The 9,947-nt window shown below is 66.0% G+C and carries 13 protein-coding genes; 7 read left to right on the top strand and 6 right to left on the bottom strand.

Annotation, left to right across the window (positions count from 1 at the left end):
• A partial coding sequence (locus L2A60_RS06895) for a sigma-54-dependent Fis family transcriptional regulator (protein WP_235703637.1) occupies positions 1-613 on the top strand: 613 nt, incomplete at its 5' end.
• Positions 610-1,185, top strand: a complete 576-nt coding sequence (locus L2A60_RS06890; protein ID WP_235703636.1) for an NUDIX hydrolase — start codon at positions 610-612, stop codon at positions 1,183-1,185. The genes L2A60_RS06895 and L2A60_RS06890, both read left to right, overlap by 4 nt.
• Positions 1,186-1,336: 151 nt before the next feature.
• On the opposite strand, the gene L2A60_RS06885 is transcribed toward L2A60_RS06890, so the two are convergent.
• Positions 1,337-1,612: a metal/formaldehyde-sensitive transcriptional repressor gene (locus tag L2A60_RS06885; RefSeq protein WP_235703635.1), complete on the bottom strand. Its 276-nt coding sequence runs from the start codon at positions 1,610-1,612 to the stop codon at positions 1,337-1,339.
• 285 nt (positions 1,613-1,897) lie between these two features.
• Between L2A60_RS06885 and L2A60_RS06880 the strand changes: the two genes are divergently transcribed.
• From L2A60_RS06880 to L2A60_RS06860, 5 genes are all read left to right on the top strand, one after another.
• Positions 1,898-2,071 carry a hypothetical protein gene (locus L2A60_RS06880; RefSeq protein ID WP_235703634.1) on the top strand — a complete coding sequence of 58 codons (174 nt, stop codon included), beginning with the start codon at positions 1,898-1,900 and terminating at the stop codon, positions 2,069-2,071.
• A gap of 75 nt (positions 2,072-2,146) precedes the next feature.
• Positions 2,147-3,520, top strand: a complete 1,374-nt coding sequence (locus L2A60_RS06875; protein ID WP_235703633.1) for an NRAMP family divalent metal transporter — start codon at positions 2,147-2,149, stop codon at positions 3,518-3,520.
• A gap of 9 nt (positions 3,521-3,529) precedes the next feature.
• On the top strand, positions 3,530-3,736 hold the full coding sequence (locus L2A60_RS06870) for a hypothetical protein (protein ID WP_235703632.1): 207 nt from the start codon (positions 3,530-3,532) through the stop codon (positions 3,734-3,736).
• 53 nt (positions 3,737-3,789) lie between these two features.
• Complete coding sequence (locus tag L2A60_RS06865; protein ID WP_235703631.1) at positions 3,790-5,166, top strand: carbohydrate porin; 1,377 nt, start codon at positions 3,790-3,792, stop codon at positions 5,164-5,166.
• Between the two features lie 107 nt (positions 5,167-5,273).
• The gene (locus L2A60_RS06860) at positions 5,274-5,888 is read left to right on the top strand and encodes an MgtC/SapB family protein (protein WP_235703630.1); all 615 of its coding nucleotides are present in this window, start codon (positions 5,274-5,276) and stop codon (positions 5,886-5,888) included.
• Here the strand turns inward: L2A60_RS06860 and L2A60_RS06855 are convergent, their stop codons facing one another.
• Genes L2A60_RS06855 through L2A60_RS06835 form a run of 5 tightly spaced genes read right to left on the bottom strand, consistent with a single transcriptional unit; the run spans position 5,889 to position 9,932 of the window.
• The gene (locus L2A60_RS06855; RefSeq protein WP_235703629.1) at positions 5,889-6,515 is read right to left on the bottom strand and encodes a 2-dehydro-3-deoxy-6-phosphogalactonate aldolase; all 627 of its coding nucleotides are present in this window, start codon (positions 6,513-6,515) and stop codon (positions 5,889-5,891) included.
• Positions 6,506-7,390, bottom strand: coding sequence for a 2-dehydro-3-deoxygalactonokinase (locus tag L2A60_RS06850; RefSeq protein ID WP_235703628.1), 885 nt, complete (start codon positions 7,388-7,390; stop codon positions 6,506-6,508). Before L2A60_RS06850 ends, L2A60_RS06855 begins: the two co-directional genes overlap by 10 nt.
• An 18-nt stretch (positions 7,391-7,408) precedes the next feature.
• Positions 7,409-8,182 (bottom strand): SDR family NAD(P)-dependent oxidoreductase, encoded by a 774-nt coding sequence (locus L2A60_RS06845; RefSeq protein ID WP_268920162.1) that lies wholly within the window; start codon positions 8,180-8,182, stop codon positions 7,409-7,411.
• 14 nt (positions 8,183-8,196) lie between these two features.
• Positions 8,197-8,961 (bottom strand): ATP-binding cassette domain-containing protein, encoded by a 765-nt coding sequence (locus L2A60_RS06840; RefSeq protein ID WP_235703627.1) that lies wholly within the window; start codon positions 8,959-8,961, stop codon positions 8,197-8,199.
• Positions 8,958-9,932 (bottom strand): ABC transporter permease, encoded by a 975-nt coding sequence (locus L2A60_RS06835; RefSeq protein WP_235703626.1) that lies wholly within the window; start codon positions 9,930-9,932, stop codon positions 8,958-8,960. The genes L2A60_RS06840 and L2A60_RS06835 overlap by 4 nt, the downstream gene beginning before the upstream one ends.
• Positions 9,933-9,947 lie beyond the last annotated feature (15 nt).

Here is a 9,947-nt window from a genome sequence, read left to right as displayed (position 1 = left end):
CATGCCGCTCGCCATCCAGGCGCGGCTGCTGCGCCTGCTGGAGGAAAAGGAGATCGTCCCGCTCGGCAGCAACACCCCGGTTCCGGTCGATGTCCGGGTGATCAGCGCGACGCATCGCGACCTGGAAGCCCTGGTGGCGGACGGCGCATTCCGCATGGATCTGTTCTACCGGCTCAACGGCGTGGCACTCACCATGCCGCCGCTGCGCGCCCGCGCCGACCGAGCCGCCCTGATCGAGCAATTGTGCCGCGAGGAAAGCAACGATGCGGCGATCACGATCGACCAGGATGCCTGGGCGATCCTGCTCGCCCATGACTGGCCCGGCAATATCCGCGAATTGCGCAACGCTTTGCGCACCGCGATCGCCTTCGCCGAGGACGGCAGGATCGGGCCAGCCCATCTGCCGCGCCTCGCCCCGCGCCCCAACCCTGCCACGCCGCCGGACTCCGGGCATGCCGACGATCGGGCCGATCCGGGCGAACGCGGACAGATCCTGGCCGAGCTGGAACGCCAGCACTGGCGCATCGCCGGCACCGCAAGCGCGCTCGGCATCAGCCGCAACACGCTCTACCGCAAACTCCACCGCTACGGCCTCATGCGCGTGGCGCAGTGACGCAGACGATTCGAATCTCGGCAGCCCTGGTGCTCGATCCGGCCGGGCTCACCCTCCTGGTGCGCAAGCGCGGCACCCAGGCGTTCATGCAGCCGGGCGGCAAGATCGAACCGCATGAAGACCCGCTCACCGCCCTCATTCGCGAGCTGCGCGAAGAACTTGGCGTGACGGTAAATACGTCAAGTCCGGTTTATATCGGCCGTTTCTCCGCCCCCGCCGCGAACGAAGCAGACTCCATCGTCGAGGCCGAATTGTTCCGCGTCGGTCTCGCGGGCGCCGTGACTCCGGCAGCGGAAATCGCGGAAATCGCCTGGCTCGGTCCGGCAACCCCGACCGGCCTGATCCTGGCGCCTTTGGCCCGCGACCATGTTCTGCCCCTGCACCGCCGGCTTGGCCGCGGCGCCCCATGCGACCTTCACCACCCTGGCCACGCCAACCACACTACAGGCGGCGGCCTTCAACCTCCTCGAGTTCAACCTCCTCGAGATCGAACCCATGCGTGTCCAGTAGACGTCAAAAGCAGATCAAAAAATCCGCCAATAAATCCAGGGGATTCTCGTTCAGACCAATGAAAACTTCGGTCTAGACTGGGCTGGAAGCGGCTCAGATCTGGCTTTCCACAATGAAATCAGGTGGAGATGGTCGGTCGCTCAATCAAGAGATCAACCGAAATCAGGACGATCGGATAATGTCGATTTTGCCCGGCGCGAAGACGCGGCACCATCACGTCAAATAGGAATGCACCACACCGATCAGTTCCTCCGCTGCCTGAGCGCGGTCGGCCGCCGCCTGTTTCGGATCGGCGAGATGCCGGCGGATATGGTGCTCGATCACCGTGCCGATGAACCCGTCCAACGCCCCGCGGCACGCCGTTGCCTGCTGCAACAGTGCGGTGCATCGCGCATCCTCGTCCAGCGCCGCCTGCATCGCCTCGACCTGGCCGCGGATGCGCTTCAGCCGGTTCACCAGCTTGCGTTTTTCCGTCTCGGTATATTGCATCGCCGCTTGACCTTATACTGCCAGGGGGTATATAGCGCGGCGACCGGCGGAATGCGAATTTCGCCGACTTTCGTCAACCAGCATCCAAGGACACCATGAAACCGCGATCTAGCAGCCAATCTTCGGAGGGCGACAGTCGGCGCGTTGCGCTGGCTTTGACGTTTCCCGCGGCTTGGACGATTGCCGGGACCGGGTGTGCGGCCGGAGTGACGCGCGCGCCGCGCTGAACCCCTCCGCCCAATCCCTCCCCGGTCCAGACCAACGCAGACCAGGAGGAGGGATCACATGATCTTTCGCAGGAAGCCATCGGATCGGCCGTTCGCGCCGGTTCGCGCCATTGCAACGAATCCCGCGACAACACGCCGCCGGCTCGTCGCCTGCTGGCGGCGCGACCCGTCGGGCCGGCTGATCCCGTATTGGAAAGCCGTCGCGGCGCCCCAGGACAAGCCATCGGGCTGATTCCCCGCACTGTCGCCGTCGCGCCCTCTTCAGCACCGTCCCGTCCCTGACATGTCATGCCTACGGAGGCACCCGATGTCCGCCGAAACCGATATTCTTGCCCCGGCCGAAGCCGACCGCATCACCTATACCGAAGAATTGGAGGCACGGCTGCACGACCGGCTGCGCATCCAGCGGCTGCGTTCAGCACCGCGCGGCCTCGCCAACCGCCTCGCCCTCGGCCTCGCGCTGATCGGGCCCGGCCTCCTGGTCATGCTCGGCGACAACGATGCCGGCGGCGTCATCACCTATGCGCAGACCGGCGCGACCTACGGCTTCAGCCTGTTCATCCCGCTGATGATCCCGCTCGGCTTCATCGCCTATCTGGTCCAGGAAATGACCATCCGGCTCGGCGCGGTCACCAGGCGCGGCCATGCCGAAATGATCTGGAAGCGCTACGGCGCGTTCTGGGGCGCCTTCTCGCTGATCGATCTCGTGGTCGCCAACATCCTCACCCTGATGACCGAGTTCATCGGCATCCGGGTCGCCAGCGCGATTTTTCACATCCCCTATCTGGTGACGATCCCGCTCGCCTTCGCCTTCATCGTCGGCATCCTGGTCTTCCTGAAATATTATACCTGGGAGCGCATCTCGCTGTTCGTCGCCGCGTTCAACCTGGTGTTCGTGCCGCTCGCGCTGTTTTCCCACCCCGACTGGGGCGCGATCGGCCGCACCTTCACGGGCAGCGGCTGGGCGCTGCCGGGCGGGCTGTTCTCCGCCGGATTCCTGATCCTGGTTTCGGCGAATATCGGCACCACGATCGCGCCCTGGCAATTGTTCTTCCAGCAATCCTGCGTGGTGGACAAGGGCCTGCTGCCCAGGGACATCGCCGCGAGCCGGCGCGACCTGATGCTCGGCGTGATCGGCATGGTGGCGGTCGCGATCTCGATCATCGTGATTTCGGGGCAGTATCTGCACGATCTGCCGAACGCCGCGTCGCTCGGCGACCATTCGGTGCTCGCCGGCATCGGGTCGCGGCTCGGCCACGGCGCGATGGTGATCTTCGCGCTCGGCCTGCTCGAGGCCGGGATGATCGCCTCGATCGTGATCACCGCCAGCACCGCCTGGGCGATCGGCGAGGCACTCGACGTGCCGCGCTCGGTCAACATCTCGCCACGCCGGTCGTTGTATTTCTACGCGCCCGCCATTCTCGGCACGGCGATCGCGGCAGGCGTCCTGATGCTGCCCCATGTTCCGGTCGGTTTCCTCAACCTGACCGTCCAGGTGATCGCCACTGTGTTCATGCCGGCCGCCATGCTGTTCCTGCTGATGCTGCTCAACGACCGGGAGTTGCTGGGCGAGCACGTGAATTCACCGATCCGCAACGTCCTTTCGGTCGGCGTCATGGTTATGCTGATCGTCTGCAACGGCCTCTACGGTATCGCGACCGTTTTCCCCCATGCGCTCTGAGGTTCCGCCATGAACAACCATGATCGTTTCGTCACCGACACCGCCGCCGACATCGCTGCGATCGCCCGCACCGAAGGCTGGCTCGTGCCGCCGGCGCCGATCGGGCGGATCGCCCTGCGTCCCTGGCAACAGGCCGTGTTCTGGGGCTTGCGGATTTATATCGGCATCATGCTCGTCATCATGGGACTGGGATTTTTCCACGTCGCCGGCGGGTAAAATTCCAGCCACAAATCCCGTAACTTCAACTTCTGACATGAATGGCTCGGCCCATGGTTATGCCGACACGTTTCCTGCGCGTCGCGATGGCCGGCGCCATGCTTCTGCCGGCCTCCGGCCACGCCTGGGCGGATCAGCCGAACCAGACGACGCCGGCGCCGGCGTCGCTCTGGCAACGCGACGCGCTGTTCGGCTCCTGGGGCGGGCTGAAGTCCTGGCTGGCCGGCAACGGCGTTACTCTTGGCGCGACCGAACAAGCAGTGCCGTCCAATGTGCTCGGCGGCGGCGCACGCCAGGGCAACGCGTTCTCCGGATTGCTGACTCTCTCCACGCGTGCCGATCTGGCACGGTATACCGGCATCTCCGGCCTAACCGCCTATGTGTCCGCCTGGGTCGCGCAGGGCCACGGCCCCACCGCGTACACCGTCCATAGCCTGAGCGGGCTTGCTTATGTCGAAGCGCCGGACGGCGCGCGCCTCGCCGATGCCTATCTGAGCTGGCGCGCGCCGCATGACGCGATCCATGTGAAGCTGGGGAAATTCGGCATCGACGAGAATTTCGACCAGAATCCGGCCGCCGCCACCCTGCTCGACTCAAACTTCACCTATCGCGACATCATGGCGAACAATCTGCCCGGCGGCGGGCCCGCCTATTCCTACGAGGGTCCCGGCGCGATGCTCGCTGTGCAGGCCACGAAACCGCTACGGCTGCGCATCGGCTTGTTCGGCGGCGATCCGCTCGGCCGCCCGCTCGAAGGGCCGCCGCCGCCCGCGCGCGATGCCGGCGGTCTCGCTTTCCCGCTCGATGTCGGCGCCCTCGCCATTGCCGAGGCGGATTACGCCTATCGCCTGCCGGATTTCGGCAAGGGAAAGTTCCTTATCGGCGGTCTCTACGACACGCTGGCCCGGCCCGATCTGCTGGTTTCCGCCTCCGGCCGGAGCCTTGCCCGGTCCGATCCCGCTCCGGCGCGGCAGGATCGCGGCGAATACGTGCTCTATGCCGGCGATACCCAAACGATCTGGCACGGCACCGGCAAGCGCCGCCTGCGCGGCTTCGCCCGCATCGCCTATGCCCCGCCCGCACAGAACCTGATCTCGCTCGATGCCCAGGCCGGCGTCGTGCTCGACGCGCCGTTCACAGCCCGCCCCGGCGACAGCGCGGCGTTCGCGGTCGCCTACGAGAAGATCAGCGCCCGCAAAGTCTCCTTCGTGCGCGCGCAAAACCGCCTCGCCGGAACCCCGGCGCCGATCCCCTCCGGCGAGACCGACATCGAACTCGACTACAATGCGGCGCTTGCGCCCTGGCTGACCGCTACGCCCGATCTGCAATATATCGTCCATCCCGGCGGCGGCATCGCGGACCCGAACGATCCGCCGCGGCGCGAACCGAATGCCGTCCTGGTCCAGCTCCAACTGACGATCGCCTTCTGAAGAACCGCGAAAGAGATCGCCATGCTCGCTCAGGTGCCTTTTCTGACCACCGTCGCGGATTTCGCGGTCGCCTTCGTGCTCGGCACCCTGATCGGTGCCGAACGCCAATGGCGGCAGCGACGGCGATGCCGGCCTGCGCACCACCGTTCTGGTCGCCCTCGGCGCCGCCGCCTTCGCCGATCTCGGGGTTCGCCGGTCCCGCCGGATCGACCCGCGTGGTCGCCTACATCGTCTCCGGCATCGGCTTTCTCGGCGCCGGCGTCATCCTGAAGGAGGGCGCCAATATCCGTGGCATCAACACGGCGGGAACCCTTTGGTGCTCGGCTGCGGTCGGCGCGTTCTGCGGCTGCGGCTACTCCGCCGAGGCCACCTTGCTGACCGTTTTCATCCTCGCCGGCAACACGCTGCTTCGTCCCCTGGTGAACTACATCAACCGCCGGCCGATCGACGCGCGCGCCACCGAAGCGCAATACGCGATCCATGCTCTGTGCGACCCGGCCGACGTGTCGGATGTGCGCGACCTGCTGTTCTCCGAGCTGGAGGCCGCGCATTACCCGATCCGCGAGATCGCAACCCTGTCCGACAGCGACGAGCTGGTCGAACTGGCGGCGACCTTGGTGCCCACCAATGCGAAGCCGGCGGAGCTTGATGCGGTCGTCGCCGCGCTGGAGAAGGCCGGCCCGATCAAGACCGCGACCTGGACCGTCAGCACCACCGCCTGATCAGAACCTGCCCTGATTCAGTGCCGCCATGAACGCGCGCGCCTTGCCGGCAACGATCGCCGGTGGATCGCCCGGCTGGTAGATTGCCGAGCCGATCCCGAATCCCGCGGCCCCCGCCCCGAACCACGGCGCCATGGTCTCCGGCGCAATTCCGCCCACCGGCAGCACCGGCATCTCGGGCGGCAGCACCGCGCGCAGCGCGCGCAGCATCGCCGGGCTCGCACCTTCGGCGGGAAACAGTTTCAGCGCGTCGGCCCCCGCGCGCAGCAGCGAAAACGCCTCGGCCGGGGTGAAAAATCCCGGCACGGCCAGCATCCCGCTCCGCTTCGCCGCCGCCACGATCGCCGGATCGGCGTGCGGGGTAACGATCAGCCCGCCACCCGCTTCCGCAACTCGCGCCACATCGCCGTCGGTCATCACCGTGCCGGCGCCGATCAGCGCCCGGTCGGCGAACCCCCGCGCGAGGCGCGCGATACTCTCGAACGGCGCGGGCGAATTCAGCGGCACTTCGATAATGACGATGCCAGCCGCCACCAGCGCCGCGCCGACCGCTTCGGCTTCATCCGGCTTGATTCCGCGCAGAATCGCGATCAGCTTCGACCGCGCCAGCCATTCCTTCATTGCCATGTCACCCGCCCCCCCAGAAGCGCGAGCCCCGCGGCGGTCGCGGCCTCGCCGATCGTCACCGGCTCGCCGCCATAGGCGCCGATCGCCCGCGCATAGAGCGCGGTGAGCGCACCCGATCCGATCACCCGGATCTTGTCGTTGATCCCGATACCGCCGCCGAACACCGAAACCATTTCATGCCCGATCAGCAGCCCGGACAGATAGGAAAACGCCGCCGCCTCGCTCAACCCGCCGCGCAGCACGCGGGTGCGGACGCCGAAAACATGGTGCAGCAGCCCGCCTGCAACCCTCGCCCGCGCCAGCCCCTCGTCGAAGGCCGCCTCGTCGATCGGTGCGCGCCGCAGGGTGCGCGCGAGAATCGTGTGCTCGCCGAGCGCTGCGAAAATCTCGCCGGTCATATAGGTGGTGAACCCTTCGATCCGCCCGCCCGCCACGCTGGCCCATTTCGAATGGGTGCCGGGCAGGCAGGCTACCATGCGTTCGGCCGAAGCGGCGCCCAGAATCTGCGTCTCCTCGCCGCGCATCACCTCGGGCACGCCGTCCGCGTCCTCGGTCGCGATCCCCGGCACGATCATTACCGAGGCGCCGTCGAACCCGACAGGAATGAGCTGCCCGGCCAGATCGACGATTCCGGCGGGACACGGCAGATAGCGCGCCTCCCGCCAGCCCTGCCGGCTGCCGATCATGCCGCACAGCAGAATCCGCGTCTCGCCCGCCGCCAGCCAGTCGCCGATTTCCGCGCGCAACACCGGCTCGAACCGGCGATCGGTTATCGTCATGATGCCCCGCGCCGAAGACCGGCTTTCGATCACCGCGCCGTTATCGGCGATGCGAAAGGCGCGCAGGCTGCTGGTTCCCCAATCGACGCCGATCATCGGCCCGGCCCGGCGCGGTCAGACCCAGCCGGCATCGACATAGAAATTATGCGCGGTGATCAGCCGGCTGTCATCGGCGGCGAGCCACAGCGCCATCCGCGCGACATCGGGGGGCGTCAGCTTTTCCTTCATGCATTGGCGCTGCATCAATTCGGCTTCGGCCTCCGGCGTCAGCCATTTCTCGATCTGCCGTTCGGTCATGATCCAGCCCGGAAGAATGCAATTCGCCCGAATCCCGTCCTTGCCGAAATCCCGCGCGAAACTGCGGGTCAGCGCCTCGATCCCGGCCTTCGCCGTCACATAGGCTGGCATCCCGCCCTGCCCGACATGCCAGCTCGTCGACCCGAAATTGACGATCGCGCCGCCGCCCGCCTCGCGCATCATCGGAATGATCGCCTGCGCCGCGAAGAACTGATGGCGCAGATTGACCGCCAGCCGCTCGTCCCAGTATTCCGGCGTCACCGTCAGCGTGTCGTGCCGCTCGTCATGCGCCGCGTTGTTGACCAGAACGGTGAACTTGCCGGCCTTGGCCGCACCTTCGGCGATCGCCGCGCGCAACGCGTCAATATCGCGCAGATCGCAGCGGATGAAGATCGGCGCCGGATAATCCTTGTCCGCATGCGCGGCGGCGACCCGTTCGCCGCCCGCCTGATCGATGTCGACGAACACCACCTTGCAGTGCTGCTCGGCGAAATGCGCGACCAGAGACGCGCCGATACCGCCGCCGCCGCCGGTGACGAACACCGCGCGATCGCGCAGGCTCGGATAGATCGCCGTCTTGATCTCGGTCATTCTCTCTCACTCTGTTAGCGTGAACGCATCGCGCGGTATTCGCGCCGCACGATCTCCAGCAGCGCCTCGACCGAGGTATCCTTCGCCGCCCCCTCGAACGTCACCGTGCCGCGCTGCATCATCATGACCCGGTCGGCGATTTCCAAAGTCTGCGCGTAGTTGTGCATGATCATGATGATCGAAATGTCGCCCTTCGCGCGCTGGCGCTGGATCAGGTCGATGATCAGCCCCGCCTCGCGCGCCCCCATCGCGGCGAGCGGTTCGTCGAGCAGCAGAATCTTCGCATCGGTATACACCGCCCGCGCGATCGCGATCGCCTGGCGCTGGCCGCCCGACAGCATCGCCACCTCATCGTCCACCGAGGGCACGTTCACGCCAATATCCTCCAGCGCCGCGGCCGCGCGCTTGCGCATGGCGCGATGGTCGAGCATCCCGAACCGGGTGCGCAACTCGCGATTGAGAAACATGTTGTGATAGATCGGCAGCGTGTTGACCAAAGCGAGGTCCTGATACACACATTCGATCCCGAGCGCGCGCGCATGATCGACCGAGGCGAGCGACACCGCCTCGCCGCCGATGAAAAGCTGCCCGGAAGTCGGTTTGTGAAACCCGGTGATGATTTTCATCAGAGTCGACTTGCCGGCGCCGTTATCGCCGAGAATGCCGAGCACCTCGCCCTTGTTCACATGCAGCGAAATACCGGAAAGCGCCGAAATGCTGCCGAAATTCTTGGTGATGTCGGTCGCGCGCAGCGCCTCGTTGCCGGTGACGGCGCTCATTGCCGGCCTCCGCGATTGAACCGCCCGACATGGATATTGGCGATCATCGCGATCAGGATGGCGGCGCCGATGATCATGTCGAAGGTGAAGGCGTTGATGCCCTGCAAAGTAAACCCGTCCTGCAGCACGCCGAGCACGATCGCGCCGATCAGCCCGCCGATGATCGTCCCCGACCCTCCGGCGAGCGAGGTGCCGCCGATCACGCCGGCAGCGACCGCGAGAAACATGATATTGGTGCCACCGGCGAGCGGATCGGTCGAGCCGATGCGGAAGGCTTCGAGAATTCCGGTGATTCCGCCAAGCACGCTGGTCAGCATGAAATTGCCGATCTTGATCCGCGCGGCGTTGATCCCCGCTTCGGTCGCGCCGGTCAGATTGCCGCCCACCGCGATGGTGTGCAGACCCCAGCGCCGGTGGCGCAGCACCATGTGCATGATCGCCACGATCAATATCGCCCACAGGAATTCGTTGTAGCCGGCGGCGCCGAAAATATTCGCGACCGTCTGGCCGCCCGGCGTGTTGATCGGAAATCCGCGCGATACCGTCAGGGTGAATCCGTTGATCAGGAACAGCGTGCCCAGCGTGGTGACGAAACTCGGCACCCGCAGCAGCACCGTGACCGCGCCGTTGATCAGCCCGATCAGCGCCGAGACGATCATCGCGAACACGAAGCCGACGAACAGCCCCAGTCCGGCCTTGTCGGTGAACGCCATGATGAACGGGGCCAGCGCAAAGACCTGCCCCACCGAAAGATCGATCTCGCCGCAGATCAGCAGCATGATCTCACCACAGGCGATGATCGCCGAGGGTGCAACGAATTGCGACAGCGTCTGCAGGTTCGGCCCGGTCAGAAAATTCCCGTTGACGACCGAGAAATACCCGAACAGCAACAGGGCGACGACCACGATGCTCGCCTCGCGCAGCGCCAGCAACCGCGTGCCGCGCTGGCGAAAACTCAGGCTTGCGCTCATCCCAACTCCGTTATC

Source organism: Acidiphilium iwatense (assembly GCF_021556475.1).
Taxonomy (GTDB): Bacteria; Pseudomonadota; Alphaproteobacteria; order Acetobacterales; family Acetobacteraceae; genus Acidiphilium; species Acidiphilium iwatense.
This window is presented reverse-complemented; position numbering and strand designations above follow the sequence as displayed.